Origin of the sequence: Amycolatopsis sp. cg5, from assembly GCF_041346955.1 — a bacterium.
In the GTDB taxonomy this organism is placed as follows: Bacteria; Actinomycetota; Actinomycetes; order Mycobacteriales; family Pseudonocardiaceae; genus Amycolatopsis.
The window spans coordinates 5,284,209-5,307,867 of record NZ_CP166849.1 but is presented as its reverse complement, the minus strand read 5'-3'; the positions used below and the strand labels follow the sequence as shown (position 1 = coordinate 5,307,867).

The 23,659-nt window shown below is 67.4% G+C and carries 19 protein-coding genes; 5 read left to right on the top strand and 14 right to left on the bottom strand.

Going from position 1 to position 23,659, the window contains the following annotated elements:
- Nucleotides 1–15 precede the first annotated feature (15 nt).
- The 5 genes from AB5J62_RS23820 to AB5J62_RS23800 all read left to right on the top strand — a co-directional run bounded on the left by AB5J62_RS23820 (nt 16) and on the right by AB5J62_RS23800 (nt 4,186).
- Nucleotides 16–402, top strand: coding sequence for a PPOX class F420-dependent oxidoreductase (locus AB5J62_RS23820; RefSeq protein ID WP_370942137.1), 387 nt, complete (start codon nt 16–18; stop codon nt 400–402).
- Between the two features lie 18 nt (nt 403–420).
- Nucleotides 421–1,482: a methyltransferase gene (locus tag AB5J62_RS23815; RefSeq protein WP_370942136.1), complete on the top strand. Its 1,062-nt coding sequence runs from the start codon at nt 421–423 to the stop codon at nt 1,480–1,482.
- A gap of 74 nt (nt 1,483–1,556) precedes the next feature.
- Nucleotides 1,557–2,420: an amidohydrolase family protein gene (locus AB5J62_RS23810; RefSeq protein WP_370950318.1), complete on the top strand. Its 864-nt coding sequence runs from the start codon at nt 1,557–1,559 to the stop codon at nt 2,418–2,420.
- A 14-nt stretch (nt 2,421–2,434) separates the two neighbouring features.
- Nucleotides 2,435–3,007: a hypothetical protein gene (locus tag AB5J62_RS23805; protein WP_370942135.1), complete on the top strand. Its 573-nt coding sequence runs from the start codon at nt 2,435–2,437 to the stop codon at nt 3,005–3,007.
- A gap of 480 nt (nt 3,008–3,487) precedes the next feature.
- Nucleotides 3,488–4,186: a hypothetical protein gene (locus AB5J62_RS23800; protein WP_370942134.1), complete on the top strand. Its 699-nt coding sequence runs from the start codon at nt 3,488–3,490 to the stop codon at nt 4,184–4,186.
- Between the two features lie 50 nt (nt 4,187–4,236).
- Here AB5J62_RS23800 and AB5J62_RS23795 read toward each other — a convergent pair whose 3' ends face one another.
- The 14 genes from AB5J62_RS23795 to AB5J62_RS23730 form a co-directional block, all read right to left on the bottom strand.
- Nucleotides 4,237–5,682, bottom strand: a complete 1,446-nt coding sequence (locus tag AB5J62_RS23795) for a cellulose binding domain-containing protein (protein ID WP_370942133.1) — start codon at nt 5,680–5,682, stop codon at nt 4,237–4,239.
- Nucleotides 5,679–7,982, bottom strand: coding sequence for a cellulose binding domain-containing protein (locus tag AB5J62_RS23790; protein ID WP_370942132.1), 2,304 nt, complete (start codon nt 7,980–7,982; stop codon nt 5,679–5,681). Before AB5J62_RS23790 ends, AB5J62_RS23795 begins: the two co-directional genes overlap by 4 nt.
- Before the next feature lie 185 nt (nt 7,983–8,167).
- Entirely contained in the window at nt 8,168–9,118 is a 951-nt protein-coding gene (locus tag AB5J62_RS23785) for a pirin family protein (RefSeq protein WP_370942131.1), read from the bottom strand.
- A gap of 17 nt (nt 9,119–9,135) precedes the next feature.
- Complete coding sequence (locus AB5J62_RS23780) at nt 9,136–10,179, bottom strand: cytochrome P450 (RefSeq protein ID WP_370942130.1); 1,044 nt, start codon at nt 10,177–10,179, stop codon at nt 9,136–9,138.
- Between the two features lie 464 nt (nt 10,180–10,643).
- Nucleotides 10,644–11,048 carry a hypothetical protein gene (locus AB5J62_RS23775; protein WP_370942129.1) on the bottom strand — a complete coding sequence of 135 codons (405 nt, stop codon included), beginning with the start codon at nt 11,046–11,048 and terminating at the stop codon, nt 10,644–10,646.
- A 614-nt stretch (nt 11,049–11,662) separates the two neighbouring features.
- Nucleotides 11,663–12,868, bottom strand: a complete 1,206-nt coding sequence (locus AB5J62_RS23770) for an MFS transporter (protein ID WP_370942128.1) — start codon at nt 12,866–12,868, stop codon at nt 11,663–11,665.
- Nucleotides 12,865–14,088 carry an ATP-grasp domain-containing protein gene (locus AB5J62_RS23765; protein ID WP_370942127.1) on the bottom strand — a complete coding sequence of 408 codons (1,224 nt, stop codon included), beginning with the start codon at nt 14,086–14,088 and terminating at the stop codon, nt 12,865–12,867. The genes AB5J62_RS23770 and AB5J62_RS23765 overlap by 4 nt, the downstream gene beginning before the upstream one ends.
- An 11-nt stretch (nt 14,089–14,099) precedes the next feature.
- Complete coding sequence (locus AB5J62_RS23760; protein WP_370942126.1) at nt 14,100–15,734, bottom strand: class I adenylate-forming enzyme family protein; 1,635 nt, start codon at nt 15,732–15,734, stop codon at nt 14,100–14,102.
- Nucleotides 15,735–15,738: 4 nt separating this feature from the next.
- Nucleotides 15,739–17,025 carry an acetyl-CoA carboxylase biotin carboxylase subunit family protein gene (locus tag AB5J62_RS23755; protein WP_370942125.1) on the bottom strand — a complete coding sequence of 429 codons (1,287 nt, stop codon included), beginning with the start codon at nt 17,023–17,025 and terminating at the stop codon, nt 15,739–15,741.
- A 233-nt stretch (nt 17,026–17,258) separates the two neighbouring features.
- Nucleotides 17,259–18,224 (bottom strand): TauD/TfdA family dioxygenase, encoded by a 966-nt coding sequence (locus AB5J62_RS23750; protein ID WP_370942124.1) that lies wholly within the window; start codon nt 18,222–18,224, stop codon nt 17,259–17,261.
- 11 nt (nt 18,225–18,235) lie between these two features.
- On the bottom strand, nt 18,236–19,795 hold the full coding sequence (locus AB5J62_RS23745) for a class I tRNA ligase family protein (RefSeq protein WP_370942123.1): 1,560 nt from the start codon (nt 19,793–19,795) through the stop codon (nt 18,236–18,238).
- Nucleotides 19,792–20,145 (bottom strand): cupin domain-containing protein, encoded by a 354-nt coding sequence (locus AB5J62_RS23740; protein ID WP_091293066.1) that lies wholly within the window; start codon nt 20,143–20,145, stop codon nt 19,792–19,794. The genes AB5J62_RS23745 and AB5J62_RS23740 overlap by 4 nt, the downstream gene beginning before the upstream one ends.
- Nucleotides 20,146–20,161: 16 nt before the next feature.
- Entirely contained in the window at nt 20,162–21,463 is a 1,302-nt protein-coding gene (locus AB5J62_RS23735) for a lysine N(6)-hydroxylase/L-ornithine N(5)-oxygenase family protein (RefSeq protein WP_370942122.1), read from the bottom strand.
- A gap of 131 nt (nt 21,464–21,594) precedes the next feature.
- The gene (locus AB5J62_RS23730; protein ID WP_370942121.1) at nt 21,595–23,505 is read right to left on the bottom strand and encodes an FAD/NAD(P)-binding protein; all 1,911 of its coding nucleotides are present in this window, start codon (nt 23,503–23,505) and stop codon (nt 21,595–21,597) included.
- Between the last annotated feature and the right edge of the window lie 154 nt (nt 23,506–23,659).

The following is a 23,659-nucleotide window of genomic DNA, read 5'->3' as shown; positions in this document are numbered from 1 at the left end:
GCCAAGGAGAAGCAGTTGTTCACCGAGAACGAGCTCACTTTCCTCGCCGCGCAACGGCTCTGCCGGCTGGCCACGGTCAGCGCGGACGGCGCGCCGCACGTCGTGCCGGTGGGGTTCGAGTACAACGCCGAGCTGAACACCATCGACATCGTCGGCTACGCGGAGGTCATGCGCCGCAGCCGGAAGTTCCGCGATGTCACCGAGACCGGGCAGGCGGCGATCGTCGTCGACGAGCTCGAGTCGGTCGACCCGTGGCGCCCGCGCGGTATCGAGATCAGGGGCAAGGCCGAGGCACTCGGCGCGGACACCGACACCCCGCTCATCCGGATCACGCCGTACCGGCTGATCGGCTGGGGGATCGACGGGGACCGCTTCGGGCCGATGAACGCCAGGAACGTCTAACCAACCGGAGGAATTCTCATGGCTCGGGTCGAAGCGGCGAGCGGCGTGGACGCGCCGACCGCGACGGTGGCATTGTTCCAACTGATCACCGGTCACCACGAATCCAGCGCGATTCACGTGGCCGCGAAACTGAAGGTGGCCGATCTGCTCGCGGACGGTCCGCGCAAGGTGGCGGAGCTGGCCGCCGAAACCTCGACCGACGAGGACTCGCTGCAGCGGCTGCTGCGGCTGCTGGTCAGCTCCGGCGTGCTGACCGAACCGGAGGCCGGGGTGTTCGCGCTGTCACCGGTGGGCCACCACCTGCGCAGCGACCAGCCCGATTCGCTCTACGCCGTGGCGATGACGCTGGCCAGCCCCGGCCACGTCGAGCGCTGGGCCGGGCTGACCGAAGTGCTCGAAACGGGCAAGACGGCGTTGCACGACAAGGGCAAGGCGGTGTTCTCGGAGCCGCCGCCCGAGGTGATCGCGCTGCTGAGCCAGTCGATGACCTTCTTCTCCACCTACACCGTGGGGTCGGTGGTCGGCAACTACGACTTCAGCGGCTGCTCCACGGTCGTCGACGTCGGCGGCGGGCTCGGCTCGCTGCTCGCCGCGGTCGTCACCGCGAACCCCGGCGTGCGCGGCATCCTGCTCGACCAGCCGTTCCTGCGTGAAGCGACGAAGAAGCACCTCGCGAACACCGAGGGCGGCGACAAGATCGAGGCGATCGCCGGCGACTTCTTCGAGTCGGTCCCCGAAGGCGGCGACGTCTACATCCTCAAGAGCGTCATCCACGACTGGGACGACGACCGCAGTGTCGAGATCCTGAAGTCGTGCCACCGCGCCATGCGCCCCGGCGCGCGGCTGCTGCTGGTCGAGACGGTCTGCCCGGAGCGGTTCGACGATTCGGTGCCGTCCCGCATCGCCGCCCGCAGTGACGTGATGATGCTGCTGAGCAGCCCCGGCGGCCGGGAGCGCACGGAGGCCGACTTCCAGAAGCTGCTGGAGACGGCCGGGTTCGAGCTGAGCACGGTCACGCCCGTCCGTCCCGCGTGGACCGGCGTCCAGTCGACCACGCTGCTCGAGGCGATCCGCCGCTGAAGTTATCCGTGAGTGGTATGGCCGCGAACCGGCCATACCACTCACGGCTGCCGTAGGTTGGCGGCATGGCTGCGATGAACCTCGAAGAGCTGGTCGCGATCGACGTGCACACCCACGTCGAGATCTCGAAGGACGGTCACGGCTCCCTGAGCTCCGAACTCCTTGGCGCGTCTGAGAAATATTTCAAGGCGGGTCACCGCCAGCCGACGATCGCGGAGAGCGCCGCCTACTACCGCGAGCGCAAGATGGCCGCGGTCACGTTCAGCGTCGACGCCGAGCACGCCACCGGTCATCCGCGCATCGCCAACGAGGAGATCGCCGAGACCTGCGCCGAGCACGCCGACGTCCTCATCCCGTTCGCCAGCGTCGACCCGTGGAAAGGCAAGGCGGGCGCCCGCGAGGCGCGCCGGCTCGTCGAGGAGCACGGCATGCGCGGGTTCAAGTTCCACCCCAGCGTGCAAGGCTTCGCGCCCAACGACCCGCTCGCGTACCCGCTGTACGAGGTCATCGAGGAACTCGGCGTGCCCGCGTTGTTCCACACCGGACAGACCGGCATCGGCGCGGGCGTGCCCGGCGGCGGCGGTATCCGCCTCAAGTACTCGAACCCGATGCTCGTCGACGACGTCGCCGTCGACTTCCCCGAGCTCCGCATCATCCTCGCGCACCCGTCCTTCCCTTGGCAGGACGAGGCTTTGGCCGTCGCGACGCACAAGCCCCACGTCTACATCGACCTGTCCGGCTGGTCACCGAAGTACTTCCCGCCGCAGCTCGTCCGCTACGCGAATTCGTTGCTGCGGGACAAGGTCCTGTTCGGTTCTGACTACCCGGTGATCACCCCCGACCGCTGGCTCGCCGACTTCGCCCAACTCGACATCAAGCCCGAAGTGCGCCCCAAGATCCTGAAGGACAACGCGGCCGCGCTGCTCGGACTGGCGTGAGGAAGACTGGGCGCATGGATGAGCAGTTCACCAAGGGCCACTTGGTCACGCTGATGATCAGCTCGCTGATCGCGACCGGTTTCGGTGCGGGCTGGTGGTTTTCCGGCACCGCCTCGGTGGACGGCCCGCGGACAGTTCTCGTGATCCTGGGCATCGTCGCCGTCGTCGCGCTGGTGGCCTGGGTCCTCATGCTCGGCCGCCGCGGCGCCGGTCTGCCTGCGGGTGGCGGGCGCGGAGACAGCCCGTTCGGCAAGCGGTACGGCATCGCGGTGTTGCTGATGGTCGTCGGCATTTTCGCGGGCGCCCGGGTCCTCACCGGCGTGTTCGACCTGCCGGAGGCGGTGCCCGCCTGGGTCCTGCTTCTGGTCGGGCTGCACTTCGTGCCGTTCTCGCGGCTTTTCGGCACGCGCCGGTTCACGGTGCTCGCGATCATGCTGTGCGCGGTCGCGGTGCTCGGGGCCGTCTTCGGGGCGGCGGGTCAGGCGTGGGCTTGGCGGGCGGTGCCGGGCTTCGGAGGCGCGGTGGTGCTGTGGGGAACGGCGGTCGCAGGACTGCTCGCCAACGCCAAGGAACTCCACAAGGCTTGACCTTCGCGGGGCGCCTCCGGGTCGAAGGTTGTGAACGCCTCGTTCGCAACGTTGTGCGTAATGAACGCCTCGTTCACAACTTTCGAGCTCCGCGAGGAAGCGGGCAAAAGAGATGATTCAGGACAAAAGCGGCCGAGGGCGAGGCTTCCGGCGGCGTTCCGGGTACTTGCTCGTTCTGGCGGGACTCGCCGCGCCAGGAACCCGGGGTGCTGCCGGTGGTGGGCGCACGGGTGATCGAGCTGATACGGGACTCCGGCGAGATCGTGTTCCAGAACCCGGACGGATCCCGGTTCGTGCTCATCACCACGGTGTACTGATCACCCGAAGGTGGAATCGCTCGGCATCTTGATCATCTCGTGGTGACAATGGGCGCCGAATGTGCTCTGACCTGGCGAAACACCTCCCCGGTGCGGATGCGTTCCCGCCTGTGTCTTAAAGTCATCGCCAGGGGATCCACATCATTTCCAGGGGGAGTTCGTCATGCCCGCACGCTTGAAGAGACCGCACGTCGTCGTGCTGGCCGCACTCGCTTTCGCCGTCGCGGGCTGCTCGCCCGTGACCGGCCACGCGAGCGTGGAAAGCGGCAGCGTCAAGACCACCGGGCCGAGCGGCGCCGCGTCCGGCAGCACCGCGCCGACGACCACCGAGCGGCCGTACATGACGGTCACGCCGACGCTCGAGATCACCGACGACGCGGCGAAGCCGGGCACCAAGGTGAAGTTCGGCGAGCAGGCGGTCATCCCGGTCTACAGCTATTACGCGAAGGGCCTGCTGGGCATCACGCTCACCACCGAGGCCGTCAAAGCGTCCGATGAGGACATCGAGAGCCTGCCGCTCAAGGACGAGGACAAGGTCAAGCTGCGCGGGAAGTACTTCTTCTTCGTGCACCAGACGTTGGTCAACATGGACGGCTCGAACCTCTCGGAGCTCTACCCGCCGTCGCTGACGCCCGCGACCAAGAGCGGTGGCTGGCCCGGTCAGATCTTCGGTGGCCGCAACGCCAGCGTCAACGGCTGCGACGAGACGGGTTCCACGCCGAAGGACTTCACCGCCAAGGGCGCGAAGCACGAGACGTGCAAGATCTACTTCGGCGTCGCCACCGACCCGATCACGTCGATCGCCTACACCACGAAGCCGTACGACTCGGCCGCGTCGAAAGCCGTGACCTGGAAGAAGTAGTGACCGTCCTTTGAGGTCACTTCGGCCGAAGTGACCTCAAAGGACGGACGTTACGGCGTGACCGCCGCGTTGGTCAGGCCTTTCACCGCACGGGTGACGGTGTTCGAGGCGTACACGAGATTCGGCTGCTCCTTGCACTTCGAGACCGAACTGATGTTGATGGCGTACTGGCCGACGCCGCCCAGATCGGACTTGTTGTCACGCCAGACGTTCCCGCACCCGTTGGGGAACGCGGGCGTGGTGCCCGGGTTGTGCGTTTCGTAGCCGTTGGCGAACGTGCCCGGCGTGGTGAACGTGCCGGTGTTGCCTTCGATGGTGTAGCCGATGCCCTTGACATCGACCCAGGAGTCGGCCGAGTTCTCGCCGGTGACTCCCTGGCCGTCGAAGGTGTTGCCCTTGATGAGGCCGTTGACCGTGCCTTCCTTGACGTCGATCGCCTCGGCCGCGATGTACGGGCCGAAGTGGTTGCCGATCACCTGGATCCGGTCGGCCTTGTCGACGCCGCCGGAATTGCCGTGGCAGCCCCAGTTCGAGCCGGCCGAGCCGAGGTAGACGCCCTCGCCGTAACCCGGCTGCACCAGCCCGGTGTAGCTGATCTTCGAGTTGCGGATCAGACTGTCCGAAGAGGACTTGCGGAAGTGCACGGCCTCCTCGTCGACGTGGTCGACCGTCACCCCGTCGATCATGGTGTGCGGCGAATTGTCCGCGACGATGCCCTTTTTGGACTCTCGCACGGTGAAGCCGCTGAGGTTCCAATAGGGAGCGTTGTAAAGCCAGAGCCCATAGCCGGAATCCCAGCCCGCCGTCGGCGCCGGACAGGCGGGCGGTTCGCCCGCCGGACCGTCGTTGATCAGGATCGCGCCGGAGCCGGTCAGGGTGATCGGCTTCGCCGCGGTGCCCGCCCGGCTGGTCAGGAACGCGCCGCGATACGTGCCGGCCGCGAGCTTGATCGTCTGCCCGGGGTTCACCGAACCGAGCGCCGCCTGCAGCTGCGCCGTGGTGGAGACGGTGATCGTGTCACCGGGGCTCGGGTTGTTGGTGTTGGTGGTCGTCGGGGTGACCGAGGTGGTGCCGGTCGGGGTGGTGGGGGTGGTCGTCGGCGTGCCGCCGCCGCACGGCGCGCCGTTGACCACACAGCCGCTCGGCAGGCCGAGCCCGGCGGCGTTGAAGCCGAAACCCGTGGTGCCACCGGGTTTGATCTTGCCGTTGGACGCGGTGTTGGTGAACTTGTAGTGCTGGCCGCTCTTCGTCATGACCGAGCTCCACGAGCTGCTCACCGAGGTGCCCGACGGCAGGTCGAACTCGACCGTCCACGAGGCGCTCGCGGTGTCACCGGTGTTGGCCAGCGCGAACCGGCCGCCGTAACCGCTGTCCCACACCGAACTCTGGGTGAAGGTGGCCGAAACGCTCGGCGCCGCTTCGGCCGTCACCACGACGCCGAAGAGTCCAGCCGAGGTGACCGCGGCCGCGCTCACCGCCCATAACCGCTTCCTCATGAGGTGCCTCCACAGCGAGTGCCGCCGAGCGAGCAGTTGGTCGGCAGGCCACGTCCCGCCGCGTTGAAGCCGAAACTCGTGGTGCCACCGGCCTTGATCTTGCCGTTCGTGCTGGCGTTGCCGACCTTGTAGTGCTGGCCGTTCTTCGTCATGACCGAGTTCCACGAGCTGCTGACCGTGGTGCCCGACGGCAGGTCGAACTCGACCGTCCAGGATGTGGTCGCCGTGGCGCAGTTGTTGGCGATGGTGAAGGTGGCGCCGTACCCGCTGTCCCACACCGACTTCTGGTTGAACGTCGCCGTCACGCAGCCGGCGGGCGGCTGGCTGGTCGTCGTGGTCGGGGTGGTGGTCGTGGTCGACGTCGGGGTCGTCGTGGTGGTCGACGTGGTGGTGCTGGTCGGGGTCGTCGTCGTGCTCGTCGGCGGCTGCGTGCCGTCGACCGACTTCAGGAACAGCGAGGCCGCCGCGTCGGTCTTGGTGGCGTCGAGACCGTGGCCGCCGGTGTAGTCCTTCTGCTCGTTGTGCGCCCAGTCGGTGATCGGCGTGCCGCCGACGTCGAGGTGCTTGAACGCGGTGCCGTCCCAGCCGAACTGGTACACGCGGTGGCGGTCGGCGTAGAAGTCGCCGAACGCGCCGCCCTCGGAGAGCTGCTTGGTCATGGTGTTGTTGAAGAAGACGTTGCGCGGGCCCGAGGAACCGGACCACTTGACCGCCTTCTGCCCGGCGCCCCACCAGATCGGGAACCAGTTCGAGTCGTCGGGCCCGCCGCCGCCCTCTTCACCGCAGTTCGCCCGGCAGTTGCCGGACCGGTGCGCGTAGGGGACCTTGACGGTGTTGAGCTCGAACAGGTTGTTGCGCTCCCAGCCGCCGTGCAGGTTGAGGTCGGAGTCGAAGGAGTTGCCGATCACCACGTTGCCCGAGGCGCCCCACTGGAAGGTGAAGTGCCGCAACAAGGTCGAGGTGTTGCCGGCGTAGAGCGAGTCCCACACCCGCGAGCCGCGGAAGTAGCCGTTGCCGCCCTTGCCCTTGTTCCACGAACCGTTGAGCTCGTTGTTCACGATCTGCAGGTTCTTGGCCTCTTCGGTGACGATCGGGTGCGAGCCGGTCATGTCCGCGCGGACGCCGCGTACCCAGGAGTTGGCCGCCCACTTGAACACGATGCCGTGCATCTCGGCGTTCGGCGCCATGTTGCCGTAGTTGTTGTTCGCCTCGGCCGGGTTCAGGCCCGGCATGTCCTGGCTGAAGCCGAGGTCCTCGAAGCCGACGCCGAGCACCGGGTCGACCAGCGGCGCCGCCTTGGAGTCGTAGGTGGCGCCGTCGATCGGGGCCGAACCGTCCGAAATGGACGTCACAGGGACGTCGTACTCCAGCGGCTTGTCCAAGGTGATCGTGCGGGCCGCGGTGTCGAGCGCGGCGATGGTGAAGATCTGCTGGCGCATGTGCATGTTCAGCAACGGAAACGTCGTTCCGGTCGCGTTCTGCTGCTGGTAGAACTTCGTGCTGTTGGCCGCGCGGATGTTCACCAGGTTGCCCGCCGCGAGGTTGGTCAGCGCGCCGCTGCTCGCCAGGTAGACGACCTTGTCGCCGGTCTTGGCCGCGTACGCGGTGTCACCCGGCTTGCCGCGCAGTTTGAGGCCCGCCTTCCAGTGCACGTTGATCGTGCCCTCGAAGATGTCCTTGCGGTTGGCGGGCGCCGCGGCGTAGTCACTCGCGTAGGACGGGTCGACGCCGCGTGACTGGACGCGGAACAGGCCACGGCCCGGCCACAGCCAGCCGCCCTTGCCCGCACCCGAGGTCATCCCGTCCTCGTCCCAGTCGGAACCGTCGGGGGTGAGGGTGTCGTAGAGCGTGTTCGCGTCGGGCTTGTAGACGAACTTCGTCGCGTCCTTGCCCGCGCCACGCAAGATCAGGTAATCGGCGTCCACATGCAACTCGTGCGTGACGTCCAGCCTGCCGGCGGGGAAGTTGATCAGGCTCAGCTTCGAGTAACTCGCGCTGGGGGAGCAGGTCGACTTGATCGCGTCGATCGCGGCCTGGATGCCGTTGGTGTCGTCGACGCCGTCATTGGGTTTCACGTTGTACTGGCTGGTCAGCTCGGCCGGGGTGATCTGACAGGCCGCGCTGGGGTTCACCTCACTGGCGCCGGGTAGCGCGGAACCACCGCGGAAACCGGCTTTGCTCCAGTCGTAGAGCCCGGCGACCGGCGCGCGGCGATTGGCGGAACCGAGGTCCAGACCGGTGAGCGCGCCTGGTCCTGGCGCCGCCTCGGCTGGTTCCTTGACCACTTCGACGGCGGCCACCGCGGCGAGAATCGTGAGGGATACCAACAAAAGGGCATGACGAGGGGTTTTCCGGGACACCCGAAACCTCCGGTACAGCAATGGCGGAAAGGTGTTGCGGCGTGTACACCTGGACCATGCCTTTATAGGTCACCATGCTGGCGCGCGTCAACGAATGTGAATGGCGTCCATATATGTGAACGACTTTAAGCGGGATTGCGCCTTGGCTTGAGCCGTCCCCCTGGCAGCTGCGGTGCGGGCAGCCGTGCGCCCGGATACCCTTCCACGCGGCCGAAACGGTCCGACCCGGCCTGCCATTCCTCACGGAACAGGGCGATCTCGTCATGGTCGCGCCCGACGAAGTTCCACCACATGACCAGCTCTTCGGCGAATGGTTCACCGCCGAGCACGATCACCCGGCTCGGTTCGTCACCGGGATTGGCCAGGTAAAGGCATTTCGCGCCGACGCCCGCGTAGCCGAGTTCGGCCTGCGCGAGCCGCGTGCCGTCGAGTTCGGCGACTCCGGTGTCAACGAGAACACCGTGTTCGAACGCCGGATCCACCTCGAGTGCGAGGTCCGCTTTCGGCGCCAGCACGAGTTCCGCGCCCAGCAACGGCGTGAAAGTCGGCACCGGGGAAGAAGCCCCGGCGAGCTCGCCGAGAAAAACCCGCGCGGTCGCCCCGGTCAACTCAATCGGTTCAGGAACGAAATGCCGGAAGTCGCGCGGCGCGTCGCGATGCGCGTCCGGCAGCGCCACCCACAGCTGCACGCCGTGCAACGTGGTGCTGGCGTCGGTGGAAACCTCGGAGTGGCAGATCCCGCGCCCGCCGGTCATCAGGTTCAGCTCACCCGGCCGGACCATCGCGTGCACGCCGTGACTGTCGCGATGCTCGATCTCCCCGGTGAACAACCAGCTCACCGTCTGCAGTCCGGTATGCGGATGCGGCGCGACATCCATGCGCACGTCGGCAGGACCGTAGTGGTCGGCGAAACACCAGGCCCCGATCAGCGACCGGTCGCGCTGCGGCAGCGTCCGCCGGACCTTCATCGCCCGCGGGCCGCCGAGCGGCACGTCGCGCGGCGTGAGCACCTCGACCGCCCGCCCCGGCTCGCTTCGGCAGGTCAGCTCGGCCGGGCTCGCTTCGATGTTGCTCACCCGGCGATCATAAGGCGCTATCTGGTGACTTTCACTTTGGTGACACCGAAGAGGCCCGCGAGCGGGACCCTGGCCTCGGCCTGAGCCGGGTCGATGCGGTAGCCACCGCCGCGGAACATGTCGAGCAGGCGTTCGGCCAGCGGCAGCACCATGTGCCTGCCCCAGCACCGCTCGCTGATGTGCCCGAACGGCAGATAGCCGGGCTGGCGGTCGGGGTCGAGCGACGCCCAGCGCTCCGGCCGGAACTCGTCGGGGTCTGCCCAGATGGCCGGGTCACGGTGGCTGAGCAGCGGGAGCATCAGCACGTCGTCCTTCGGCCCGATCCGCTCGTCGAGCGCGGTGAATTCGGGCGAGGCGAAGCGCAGGAGGTTCCACGACACCGGCAGCAGCCGCAGGGTCTCGTGGATGATGTCGCGGTTGGCGACGCCTTCGTCGAACGGCGCGCCCAGCCAGATCGCGTTGGCGACCAGCTGCGACACCGTGAAGCAGACCGGCGCCGCCGTCCGGCGGTAGAGCCCCATGGCGCGGAACTTGGCGTGGTAACCCTCGGCCTGGCTGGTGAGCTTGCCCAGATGAGACAGCGGCGCGCCCGTCGGCGGCCAGCCGGGCAGCGCGGAACCCGCGGTGACGACGGCCCTGGTCAGCAGCGTCGTCCATTCGAGCCGCCGGTCCAGCAGTGTGCGCAGCCGCACCGGGTCGGTCGGGAAGATGAGGTCACGCAAATAGACATGGCAGACATGCGGCCATTCCCCGGTCAGCTCCCGGCGGCCGTCATCGGGCTTTTCCAGCGCGGCCCGCACATCCTGGCCGACCGCCCGCATGACCGCGGTCGATTCCGACCGGCTGATCGTCTGTCCCCACAACGGCTTGAACGTCGGCCGTTCCTCGTCATTCGCGGGCCGGCTCGTCATGATCGCGCTGATCAGCTGCGGGTCCGCAATTCCAACGGTGTCCGCATCCAGCCGGAAAAGCCCGCCACCACGATACTTCTGCAGCAGCTCGTCAATTCGCGGAGCGAAGACGGTGGTCCGGGTATTACCGGCAGCAGTGGAAACCCGCATTTCGGAGCACTCCCAGCGTGAACGGAAACCCGGCCCGGCGACAGGGGGTCAGCATGGTCGTCGCCGGGCCGGACTTGATGGTATATCCGCAGGTCAAAGCCTGCTTAGATCCAGAGATACCACGCGTAGGCCTTCAGGCTCTTCTCCGACTTGAACTTCCGCATGAGTGCCTTCATGGCAATACCTCCGGTTTGTGTCCGAATATTCTTCAAGGTCAGGCGGGAGCGGGATGGCGGATTACATCGAACCATGCAATGTGTGGTCGCATTTCCCTGATTACGCCTGAAAAAAGTGAACATCACACTAAGAAAAACGTCAACGTGATCTGGATCACTCGTTAACTCTGGTGAATTCGACCTATTCGGACATGTTCCGCTGGGCGAAATAATCGAACGTCTTGCTGGGAATTCTATAATAGATTTCAGGCGATTCTGCAGGTAGTTCTGCAGGTGTTTCTGCCGGTCTCAGCAGGGCGCGACCGCGCCGGTTTCCCCGGCGGCGCACCAGCCAGGATGTTCGCGCAACCACTTCTGGGTGATTGACTCGACGTCAGCCTGCCTGAGCCCACGCGCCGCGTTGACGCAGCCGCCGGTCGAGCACTTGACATTGGTGCCGGGTTCGTAGCACTGGGTCCCGTCCTTGAGGCACGCCGCCTTCCGGCTGGCGGCGGCGTCGACCTTCAACGTCGCAGTCAGGGGAGGCGCGGTCGCCGTCGAGGCAGGCGGACGCTCCGACGCCGGTGCAGGCGAGGGCGTGACCACGGTCGTCGTGACGACCGAAGCCGCGGGCAGGCTTTGGGTCGACTGCGTACAGCCCACCGCCATGGCCAGCACCGCGGCCAGCGAGACCAGCACTGCGGTACGTGACACATCCGCCTCCCGAGCTCGCTCTTCGGTCGACGCATAGTCGCTCGCGCCCGGACACCCGTTACGCCCGCCCGAGGTCGTGAGGGGAACGCGAAGGTGGCGTGATCGTCGGCTCGGCGTGGGGGGCGTGAGTGATGCGGCCGGTTATATTGGGGCGGAAGGGCAAATGTGGCGGGCGAGTGGAACCTTTGCTGCGTTAGATGCAGCAGAGGTTCCGCTCGCCCGCGGCAAACCGGGGCGTCGTGAGGGTCGTGAGTGATGCGGCCGGTTCTAACCGGTCTAAACACTCACGACCCCTTCATCGGGTTGCCCCGCTCGCGGCAGGGTCGTGGTCGGGCGTGGGGTGGGTCCTACTTCGCTCGGATCCGTGGGGTGAGGGCCTAGTTCGACCGTATATGCGGGTGAGGGAGGCCCTGACCCGCTTGGTTCGGGTGAGGGAGGCCTTCACCCGAACCGGCCATGGATGAAGGCTCCCCTCGCCCGCGGGTGTGAAGCGAGGGGGCCCCTGGGTGCGAGCTGAGCACCGTGGGGTCCCCTCGCTTCATGGGCCGACCTAGCAGGGGCGAGCCAGGCCGAGCCGGGATAAAGCCCGCTAACCTCCCGCGCGACCCCGAGCACTAGGCCGGAACAGGCTCCGGAGCCGCGGTCCGGGCGAGCAGCACCCGGAACTGGGCGACCACCACGAGCCCGGCCAGGCCGTACAGCAGCGCGATACCCCAAGGTGGGACCAGAGCCCCCAGCGTGATGCAGCCTGCCGCGAGCATCTGGGCGACCCGGATGTTGAGGTTGTACACCGCCATGTACCGGGTGCGGGCCTGGTCGGGGACCATGTTCGCCAGCATCGCCTGCTTGACCGGGACGTTCATCAGCTCACCGACCGTGAACACCGCGCCCGCGATCAGCAGTACCCAGCCGGTGTTCGACACCGCCAGCACCATGTACCCGGCGGTGAACAGCCCGACCCCGGCGTACAGCCGCACCTTGTCCGAAAGCCGGCGGAACAGCAGGTGCGAGAACAGCGCGAGCACCACGACCAGTGCCGTGTTCTCCGCGCGGAGGATGCCCAGGATCTCGACGCCGTTGGGCAGGTCGTGCGACAGCCGGACGCCGACGTAGTTGACCAGCTGGAACTCGATCGCCATGATCAACGTCGCCGCGACCATGAAGCGGATGAACATCGCGTCCCGCAGCACGAGCCGGTAGCCCGCCGAGAACTCACGCAAGACCGAAGCGCGCGGTGCGACCACGGCTTCCGAGGGCTTGGACTCCGAGATGAGGAAGTACGTCACCGCGAAGACGCCCGCCGTGCAGGCGGCCGCTCCGCCCAGCAACAACGTGAAGTGGCCGTTGTAGAGGAAGCCGCCGAGCAGGCCGCCGATGGCGAGTGCGAGGTTCGTCGCCCAGTAGTTCATCGTGTAGACCTGCTTGCGGTCCTCCGGCGTTGTGACGTCGACGATCATCGCGTCGTTCGCGGGCAGGGCGAGGCTGGCCGCGAACTTGTTGACCAGGTAGCCCGCGTAGACGAGTAGGGTCGCGGACGACGCGTCGGCGACGGCCATCAGGGCGAAGCTGGCGAAGCCGCCGAACTCGGCCAGGAGCAAGGTGGCGCGGCGGCCTCGGGTGTCGGAGATGTGGCCGCCGACGAGCATGCCGATCACGCCGAGCGAGACGACCACGAACATCAGGATGCCCGCGACCGCGATGCCGAAGCGGAAGGCCAGATAGATCGCCATGAACGAGGTGATCATCGAGTCGAGCAGGCGGTTGACGAAGCCGACGCCGATGCGGATGCGCAAGGTCGGATGCAGCGCGAAGAAGTTCATTCCGTCACGACCTTGACCAGCGACTTGATCAGTTCCAGCCGAGTCTCGGTCTCGGCTTCGTCCTTTCCGGACAGCGTGACGTAGCCGTGGCGGGTCTTCGAGTCGACCGTCTCGGGGATGACGTCGCCCGGCGCGAACGGGAAGCTCAGCTCGGCGACGTACTCCAGCGAGCGCACCGCGTCGAGGCCGTCGACCGAGCGCAGAACGCCTGGTGTGAAGGAGAAGTAGTGCACGCGTGCCACGTCCGAGCGGGTCTTCGGGTCCAGGGCTTCGCCCTTCAAGGCGCGGAAGATGGCGCGCTCGATGTCGAAGCCGGTGGCCATCTCGACGAGCTGGGGGATGCGGTCGCCGCCGAGCCTGGCCTGCGACTCGACGATCTTCGGGCCGCGCTTGGTCCAGATGACCTCGGTGTGCGCGGGGCCGTTCTGGTAGCCGGTGACGCGCAGCAGATGCTTGGTCAGCGTGGCGATCGCCTTGGTCTGCGACGACTCGGCGACCGGGTGCACGTGACCGGCCTCGACCACCGAGGGCGGCGGGCCGAGTATCTTGCGGGTGACGCCGATGATGTGGTGCTCGCCGCGCACCGAGATGCTCTCGACGCTGAACTCCGGGCCGTCGAGGAACTCCTCGATCAGCACCGGGCCGGTGTAGTCGTAGGACTCCAGCAGTTTGCCCCAGCCCGCGAGCTGCGCGTGGTCGGTCAGCTTGAGTACGCCCCGGCTGCCCGCCAGGTCCGTCGGCTTGACGATCGCGGGCAGGCGGAACTCGCCGATCATGTCCGCGACGTCCTGCCAGCGCTGGGCATACGCGTACTGGACGCTCGAAAGACCATGCGCGGTCAGGAGTTTGCGCATCTCGGCCTTGTCGTTGAGCAGCCGGATCGAGCGCGGCGGGTTGACCGCCTTGCCCAGCTCGTCCGCGATCTCGTACGCGGCGAGCATGCTGGTCTCCTGGCCGACGTGGTAGATCTGCTGGGCGCCGGAGTTCGCCGCGACCTTCGCGATGATCTCGGCGAACTCCTCGGGGTCCGCGAAGTCGGTGAGGACGAAGTCTTCGGCGAGACCCTCGACTTCCTTGAGATAGGCGGGGAAACCGGCTGGCCCGGTCGGCATGACCGAGGCCAGTGACGGGTCCCAGATGGCGCTGACGGCGAACCCCTCTTGCGTGGCCTTCTTCACGAAAGCCTTGTAGGGCATCACCATCACAAGTGGGGTGACCATGATTGTCTCCTTTAGACGGTAGCGAAGCGGCGTGGGTCGGCGGAATAGGTTTCGAGTGCGTCGTACTTCTGGCGTAACTGTCGCTTGAGGACTTTCCCGGTGACGCCGACCGGGACGCCGTCGTCGCTGATCTCCAGCACGCCGAGCCGTGGGTGGCCTGCCGCGTCGAGCGCCTCGTTGGCCAGCAGCAGCAGCTTCTCGGCTTCCACGACGGTGTCGCCGATGCTGACCAGCGCCACCGGGGTGACGGCGCCGTCGTGCTTGCCCGCGACGACCGAGGCGTCCACGACCTCGGGCACGCCCGACAGGATCGCCTCCTCCATCGACACCGAGTAGCCGACGCCGTGCGGGGTCTCGATCACGTCGGCGGACCGGTCGACGAGGAAGTGGTCGCCGTTCTCGTCGCGGTAGGCGTTGTCGCCGGTGAGCCAGTACCCGGCGAGGCGGCTGCTGTAGGTGATGTCGGCGTTGGCCCAGTACCCCGGCGTGATCGCCGGGCCGCGGGCGCCGAGCAGGCCGATCTCGTTGTCGGCGGCGATCGTGCCGTCCGCGCGCAGCACGACCACCTCGGCGACGCCGACCGGTTTCCCGGCGCAGCGGTCGTTGCGAGCGGTGCTCAGGTTGCGGATCTTGAGCAGGACGCCCCAGCCGAGTTCGGTCGTGCCGAGGCGGTCGAGGAACACCGACGGCGGCTTGTGCGTGCTGCGCAAACCGAGGATGTGCTTGATGTGCGCCTCGTGCACGGCGTCCCCGATGGACACCCAGACGTTGACCGAGTCGACAGAGCCAGGCTTGATCTCCAGTCCGGGAACCTCGGCGTAGGCGTGCGCGAACGACATCACCGCGCTCGGCTTCTGCCGCACGACGCAGTCGACGAGTTCCGCCGCGCAGCGGTCGAAGGCGGCCACCGTGTTGGCGCCCGCCAGCACCGCGTACGCCGTGTACGCGATACACCCGAGATGGGACTGGGGGAGCGAGGTCATGGTGACCGCGCCGGGGAACTCCTTGTGGTCGACCAGGCGGAACTTCGGACCGGCCACAATGGACTGATGCGTGTGGACGGTCGGCTTCGGCTCACCCGTCGTGCCCGACGAGTGCAGGATGACCACCGGGTCGGAGTTCTGGTGCTGATACCGGGCTTCCGGCGGCAGGTCGGCCGCCGGGGGAGCGGGCAGCGCCTCGACCGTCGCGATCCAGTTCAGCTCCGGCAGATCGACGAGCCGGGACTCGGTCGTGTACAGCCCGACCGGGGTCGTCTGCTCGATCAGCGACCGTGCGATCGCCGCGGACGCGTTGCTGTTGATCAGCACCGCGATCGCGCCGATCTGCGCCAGCGCGTAGAAATGCACCGAATACGCGAACGAGTCGTCGATGTAGACGGCCACGCGGTCACGCGGCTGGACGCCTTGCGCGAGGTACCAGGCCGACCAGTTCTGCACCAGCCAGTCGAGCTTGAGCAGGCTGAACTCACAGGTCTCCCAGCCGGGGCTGAGCGGGATCGGCCGTTCCGTCCGCAGGAACGGCAGCTCCGGACTCGGGCTGTAGGCGATCGCCGACCGCAGCAGATTGCCGCCGCCGACGGCCGGGTCGGCGGCGAGTTCGGCCCGCCGCCGCGGCGACAGGGTGGTCTCACTCGAGAGCGCCATCTCACTACCTTTCCGACACGACGTGGACGGTGACCTCACTGGAGAACCACTCGGCGAGCGGCTCGGTCGGGCTGCCGAAAGGGACGTCGAACAGCACCGAACCGGAGCGCTGCTCGCCGTCGGTCTGCGCGCCCAGCACGGCGCCGGGCTGCTGCGTGACGAACACCGCGCGGGCGCCTGCCGGCGCGTTGGCGGCCACGGGCGTCATCGCCGGATAGCGGTCGTCCCGCTCCACCCACGACACCGGGGCGCTGGTGCTGGTGACATCGAGCAGTTCGCCGTGCGGGTGATCCAGGTAGACCTGCCGGGCGCGACGGCGGGGTGCCGGGTAGTCGGCGGGCTGGCCGAGCGCGAGGTCGAGCATCACCGGCTCCACCGGCTCACCGGTCGCGAGGTGCCACAGGAAGGTGATCCCGCCGCCGGGCACCCGCACCGCGACCTCCATCAGCACCGCGCGGCCGTCCGAGATCCGGAACTCGGCGTGCGCGATGCCGTCGCGGAAGTCCAAGCGCCGCAACACTTCCGCGTTCGCGTTGAACAGCAGGTCCTCGTCGCTCACGGCGAGTTCGGCCGGGCAGGTGTGGCCCATCTCGGTGAAGAACGAGCCCGAGGACTCGTTGGTCTCCTTGGCGGTGACCGCGTTCCAGAACACCTTGCCGTGCTGCACCAGCGACTCGACCGAGAACTCCGGGCCGACGACCCGGCTCTCGATCAGCACGATCTCGTCGTCCGGGTACCCGGCGAGCACCTCGGCGAGCCGGTCGCCGTCGTCGACCTGGTAGACGCCCAGGCTGGAGAACCGGCCGATCGGCTTGACCACCACCGGGAAGCTGATCTCCGCCGGGTCGACGGCCGCGCGCTCGGCGGGCGTCACCACTCGCCAGTCCGGCGAATACTCGGGTAACGCCGTGCGCTGCAACAGCTTGTTCCGCGAGATCCGGCTCGCGCCCGAGCCGGCGCCATGCAGGCCGAGGCAGTCCGCGACCACGCCGGTCGGCTCGACGAACAGGTCGCCGATGCACATCGTGCCCTGGACGTCGTAGCGCCGCAGCAACGGCTGGATGCCGGGCATGACCGAGTCGACGGTCGCGTCCGGCACCTCGACGACGTCGGCCAGCTGCGACAGCGGATGCGTCGGATCGGCGCGTAATTCGGCGAGCCGCGCGGGGTCGGTGTGCGGGGTGACCACGAGCAGCGGCGCGTAGCCACGGCGTCGTGCCTCGGTGATGAGCCTGGCCTGCCGCGCGACGATCACGAGGTCGCCGAGGAACAGGAAAGCGGGTGCGCGCATGGAAAATCCCTCCAGAAACGACGAACGCCCCACCCGGGATTCCCGGATGGGGCGTTCTTGGTTGTATGCGGTTAGGGCGTGTCTCGAAATTCTGATCGCGGTCTTCGCGCCCAGGTGGCCCCTGGCGGCACCGCGGCTTCGCCCGAGTACGTCCAGTACGAGGCCGAAACCACGGCACCGCCAGGGGCCACCTGGATCACGAAGCCCATCGACCAGAATTTCGAGACACGCCCTCAGCGTATGAGTACGTACCCGTCACCGGGCCGGTGATCCCGCGACCGCCGGACGTCGGCGGCCACGAACGTGCGTTGCAGCCAGCGGTCCGTGCCGTCGTAGCGCGGCCGGAAGGCGGTGCGCCCGTGCACCGTCACCCGGTTGTCCACGATGGCCAGATCACCCGGCTCCAGCTTGGTGACCGAGGCGCCGGACGCGAACGCCTCGCCGAGCTCGGCGAGCGCCGCGGTGGCGCGCGGGGTCAGCGGGGTCGTCGCCGCGAGGTCGACCCGCATGTCCGGGTCGTCCGCCGCGCCGAAGAGCACCGCGTGCGGCGCGGTCGCGCCGTCGTTTCCGCCGAAGGACGGCGGCGGCTCGGTCACGAACTCCTCGTGGAACAAGGCTTCCCGCGTTTCCGCGCTGAGCAGCGGCAGCACCTCGCGGACGCACACCGTGCGCAGCCCGGCGACCTTGTCCGGGTCGGCGCGCAGGCACAGCAGCATCACGAAGTCCGGCCGGTGCTCGTGGAACGCGTTCTCGTTGTGGAACGACAGCAGCACCGAGCCCGAGTTGCCCTGCATCTCCTCCTGGCCGGGCACCGGCACCACGTTCTGCACCAGCGCGCCCGACTTCTCGGCCTGGAACGCGGCCGGGTCGCCGAGCCCGCAGGCGACCAGCACCAGCGAAGCCGCCGAGACCGTCGCCGAGCGCTCGACCGAACCGGGCACCGACGGCGTCACGCCAGGCTCACCGACCGGCACCCCGCGCACCAGCAGCGCGCCACGCGGCCCGGAATGCCTGCGGAACTCCCGCAGCGACCGGCGCAGCGCGAGCGGCAGCAGGTCCCAGCCGCTCCTGGCCTGCGCGACCCAGCCGGGATCGTCGACCTCGCCCGCACTCAGCGCGCGGGTCACCTGCTCGAACTCGGCGGTGTCGCTCGCTCTCAGCGTCACCTCGGACGTGGGCGCGTGTGTGGCCACTGACATCTGTGAATCCCCTAGTCACCTATGAGTGGAACGTCGAACGGTGCCACCGCGTACAGCGCGGGCGCTTCCATCTGGACGTCGAAGCCGCCCGCCTCCGCCACGGCGGCGGCGAGGTCGATCAAGATCGGCGACGCGCCGCTGACCAGCGCACGCACCTCGTAGAACAGGTCGCCGAGCTGGTCGGTCCGTTGTGCCTCGCGGTTGAGCCGGTCGAGCTGCGCGACGATCAGGTCGGCCGCTCTGGTCAGGCTGTAGCCGGACAGCTCGTAGCAGATCCGGAACCGCGAGAGCACCGCTTCCGCGCGCTGCCGGGCGTCGGCGGAGACCGGCAGTTCACGTCCCTCGACACCCGATTCGGCCACGGCCTTGGCGAGCTGGTTCGCCAGCCGGTTCCACGGCTCGGCGAGCCGCCGCCCGGCGACCTTGTCCAGCCCCTCGCGGCTGAAGTTGGTGCGCTGGTGCTCGGGGCAGCTGACCGCGAGATAGAACCGGATCAGGTCCCTCGGCACCTCTTTGAGCAGGTCCTTGGTGTACAGCACGTGCCCGAGGCTGGTCGAGAACTTGTCGTTCTCCAGCTCGTAGAACTCGTTGGAGATGATCGTGTCCGGCACCACGTACCTGCCCTCGTGCGCCATGATCAGCGCCAGGTGCGTGAGGCCCCAGAAGTACACGTTGTCGAAGCCGATGAAGTAGATGACCTCGGCGTCGTGCTCGGCTCGCCAGAGTTCGTGGTCGTCATCGTGCTTCTCGCCGAGCTGCTGGGCGGCGTAGGCGGTGCAGTACATCACCGCCGGGATGCCCTCGACCCAGGCGTTGAGCACCTGGCCCTCGGTCTCCGGGAACGGCGCCGGGATACCCCACGAGATCGGGTACGTGATCGGGAAGTCCGGCAGCGGCTTCGCGAGCAGCTCGTCGACGAGCCCGATCGTGTGCGGGCGCAGCCGCCCGCGCTTTTCGGCGTAGTACGCGATCAGCTGCTCGCGGTACTCCTCCATGGGCAGCACGAGGATCTCGGCTTCCCGGTGCGTCACCACGTCCTCGGGGTCCACAGTGGACCGAGGCTGAAGCAGCTCGTCGAAGTTGTTCGGATGCCCGCAGCTCTCGCACAGCCCGCCCCGGCTCTCCACCAGGCAGACCGGGCAATAGCCGCAGACCAGGCCTTCGACGAGGAACTCGCCCTGGCGCTCGGAGTAGGGCAGCAGCACCTTCTTGAGCCGGAACTTACCGGCCGCGTGCAGCGCGTTGACGAAGGTCAGCGACGAGGCCCGGTACCGGTCGTCGTACGGCGCGAACCCGTCGAGCGAGATCCCCATGTCGACCAGGGTCTGCTTGATGTCGTGCCACGACTGTCCACAAAGGCCTTCGGGAGTGAGGCCTTTGCGTCGCGCGCTCGCCAGTACGTACGTTTGGCTGTCATCGGTTCCACTCGAGAACACCACCGGACGGCCCAGTGCCCGCAGATACCGCGCGTGCACGTCCGCCGCCATGAACGGGCCCGCCAGGTGCCCGACGTGCAGATCGCCGTTCGACGTCGGCGGGGTGTCGATGACGATCGCCTTGCGCTGGCTCACTTGTCACGCTCGGCGAAGCGCTCGGTCATGTCCTTGTCCCACCAGACCGAGTACATCTGGAAGTCCTCGTCGCCGTCGTTGATCACCTGGTGATCGGTGTGCGGCGGGAAGTGCACCACGTCGCCGGGCACGAACTCCGTGCGCTCGCCCTGCGATTCGAGGATCGCCTTGCCCGAGATCGCGATGAAGATCTCGTACTCGTGGTGAGCGTGCTTGACCGACGAGGTGCCGGGACGGATCACGTTCCAGGCGCCTTCGAACGGCGCGTTGAGTGCGTCCCACGGGACCAGGCGCTGGGAATGGTTGTTGTCCGGCCCCAGCCGTTCCCGGTCGAGCTTGCGAATCTCCACTGGTCGTTCTCTCCCTCTAGTTGGCCGTTACCGAGGTGGAAGTGAGCGTGACCGCGCGGCCGGCGCGGTCGGCGAGGATGTCGTGCGCGATGTCGGACCCGCGCGCGGCGAGCATGCTCAGCAGCGAGTCCGCGATGCCGTGCGTGGCCTCGTTCACGCCCTGCAGGTAGCAGGCCGCGTCCGCCTGACCAGGGATCTTGAGCCGGTAGTCCCTGGTGACCTCGATCTTCTCCAGCCCGAGCGACGCGGCCAGGTCGCGCACCATCGCAGGCATCTCCCTGACGAACCCGGTGCCGAGCAGCACCAGGTCACAGCGCAGCTCCTCGACCGTGCCGGTCCGGCGGTCGGCCAGGTCGAGCACGACCTCGCCGCCTTCCTCGCGCGCGGCGGTGATGTCGGTCATCGTCTCGATGCGCAGCCTGCCCTTGCCGCTCATCCGGTCGAGGTACACCTGCTTGTACAGGTCGTCCAAGGTGGACGCGGCCAGGCCGGAGTAGTTGCTGATGTGCATCTCGCGCAGGATCTGCTCGCGGGCCTCCGGTGGCGCGTCGAAGAAGTCGTCGACCGCGGAGGGGAAGTACAGCTCGTTCGTGAACTTGCTGTTCTCGTAGGTCTTCAACCCGATCGAGCGCATCACGAGCGTCCGGTGACAGCCGGGCAGGTCGTTGCCGACCGCGTCGAACATCTCCGCCGCGCTCTGCGCGCCGCCGACGACCACCACCCGGTACGGCGCGTCGCCGGGCAGCCCGGCGATCCGGGGCAGGTACTGCGTGCTGTGAATGATCCGATCATTGGGCAAACCTGCGAATACCGGTGGGATATACGGGTCGCGCCCGGCGCCGACGACCAAATAACGGCTGCCGATCGTCGAACCGTCCGCGAGGTGGGTCACCCAGCCGGTGAGCGTGCCATCGGAGTCGCGCCGAGGCTCGATCTCCTGACACTCCCTGGCGCATTCCAGCCGGACTTTTTCCAGTGAATTCGCCACCCACTGGTGATAATCGGACATCTCCACGCGATAGGGCCAGAAATTGCCCATGTTGATGAACTCGTTGAGTCTGCCGATCGAGTGAAGATAGTTGACGAACGAGAATTTGCTGCGCGGGTTGCGCAGTGTGACCAGGTCTTTCAGGAAGGAAACCTGGCTCTGCGCCTCCGGCAGCAGCATTCCCCGCTGCCAGGCGATCGTCTCGTTCCGTTCGATCACCAGTGATCGTTCGGACAGGTCGTCCGGTGCTAATTCCTCAATGGCTATGGCGAGGGCCAGGTTGGCAGGCCCTCCGCCGATGGCGAGCAGTTCGAGTGCACGATGAGTCATCCGCTCCCCAGTTTCAAATGGCTCCGCGAATCGGTGTTCGTCCCAGTGGGCAGGAACGATAGCAAGGAAATCGGCGGCTGCGTACAACTTGATCTCCGGGGCGGGCAGAATGGGCCGAACGCACCAATTCGTTAGGCCGCAAGGCGCGGCTGAATTGTTTCAGTTGCCTTTTGATCTTGGCGTTTTCCATGATCGATTCCCAGCAGGTGGCCGAGCAGCCCGCGAGCGAGCGTGTCGTTCTGCCGGAACGAGAGCGCGTTCACCCTCGGCCTCGCGAACGTCGCGAAGTGGCTGACGTTCGTGTACGGGCCCAGCGCGTAACGCCCGTCCTGCGGTTCGCCCGCGCGGTCGAGAATCCGGAAGTCGTGGGGCGAAACGTGCAGCACGCCCGAACTGTGCTCGAATCCGTCCTCGTCGGACACCTGGTGTTCCATCGCGGCGCCGTCCTCGTACAGCCCGCGCAGCAACGGATCCGAGCAGTTCCGCAGCGTCGACCGCGGCAGCCTCGCCTCGACCAGCGTCTTCGCTTCGACGGTGTGCTCGGAGTTGTAGCCGCCGCCACGGAAAACGCCGCGCCGCTCGTCCGCGGTCACCCAGGTGCCCGCGCCGAGGAACCGGACGATCCCGGCGTTCGCCAACGCCAGCAACTGTTCCAGCCGCTCGCCGGGCGGCCCGCTGCCGACGTAGTCGAAGAAACCGGACCACCAGCCGCTCAGGTCCTCCACCTGACTGCGCGCGGTGAGCTTGCCGCCGGCGAGCACGGCGGACATTTCACCGTGAACCGACCAGAGCGCTTGAAAAGCCCCGAGATCCGCGCTGTGCGCGGCGTCGCCGCGGCGCGTCACGTCGGCTTCGATGTGCTCGGCCAGGTGCTTCTGCAACTGCTCGAAATCCTCGAACGCCAAGCCGCTCAACGGCCCGTCGAGACCGTCGAAGTCGAGCCGGTCCTCGGGGTCGGGCACGCTCGTCTCGATCAGCCGCCGCATTTCGGGGCCACCCCAGTCGAGTGCGGTGTAGACCTCCGCGAAGTCGGGCCACGCCACGGTGACCCGATCCGGGTGTGACCGGAACAGCTCGTGGTAGTGGCCCCAGCCGACCTCCTTCGCCATCGACGGCCAGAGGTGGGCGTAGAAGTCCAGGTCCTGCTGGAAGGTGAATCGGTTGTCGACGGTGTTGCCGTCGAAGAACCAGGGCAGGGGAGCGGGCGCGCCGCTGAGCCGGTAGCTCATCTTGGCGCGGTACGGCACGCCGCGCCGCGACCCGACGTACAGCACCGGCTCCTGGCCGGATTTGACGTAGGCGAGCCCGTTTTCGGTCGTTTCGTACCGTCCGCCGCGCCCCTCGGTCAGCAGCGCCATCAAGTCGATGAACGCCAGCCCGAGCCCGCGCACCAGCACGGGCTCGCCCGGCGCGAGGTCCGACCAGTCGACATCGACGGTGTACGCGGGCGGCACGTAGTGCAACCCGTGCCGCGCGGCGAAATCGGACAACGCGCGCTCCTGCTTGTCCGGCTCGACCTCGAGGTGCCCGAGCGCCAGCACGACCGCGTCCGGGTAGAGGACGCCGCCTTTCGCCAGCCGCAGCCGCTCGCGTCCGTTGTCGAGCCGCTCCAGGCGGACGGCGGTCGTCGCGTGCACGGTGACGGTGACCCGCTCCGGCGCTTCGGCGACGATCTTGTCCAGCACCCAGGCCAGATACCGCCCCTGCGTGTTCCGGCTCGCGAACGCGGCCGGGTCGCAGCCGGTCTCGTGCGTGGCCGCCCATTCGGCGAGCGACGGCCCGGTCCGCAGCGGTCCGTCCAGCAGGCACGTGTCATCGGGGAACATGGTCACGTTCTCGGCGGTCGCGTTCATCCACATCAGCGACGACTGGTCCTCGCGCCACACCCGGCCGGCGCCCGGCGGGTACGGGTCGACCAGGTGGACGTGCAGTTCCTGGTCTGGCATGAGCTCGCCGACATTGACCAGCAGCCGCTCGAGCACGCCGGTGCCGCGCGGCCCGGCGCCGACGATGACGACCGTCAGCGGATCTGCAGAAGGCATGACTTCTCCCCAGTCTCGTTCTGCCGGAATTTGGACACGACTGTGCCGTGGGAAAAGCGTGACACCGCTCGAATGTAGTTGTCAACCATTTCGGTCAAGATTGTTTCGCGTGGTTTCATGCGCGCACAAAAAGGCATGAGGGCAGCGAAGAATC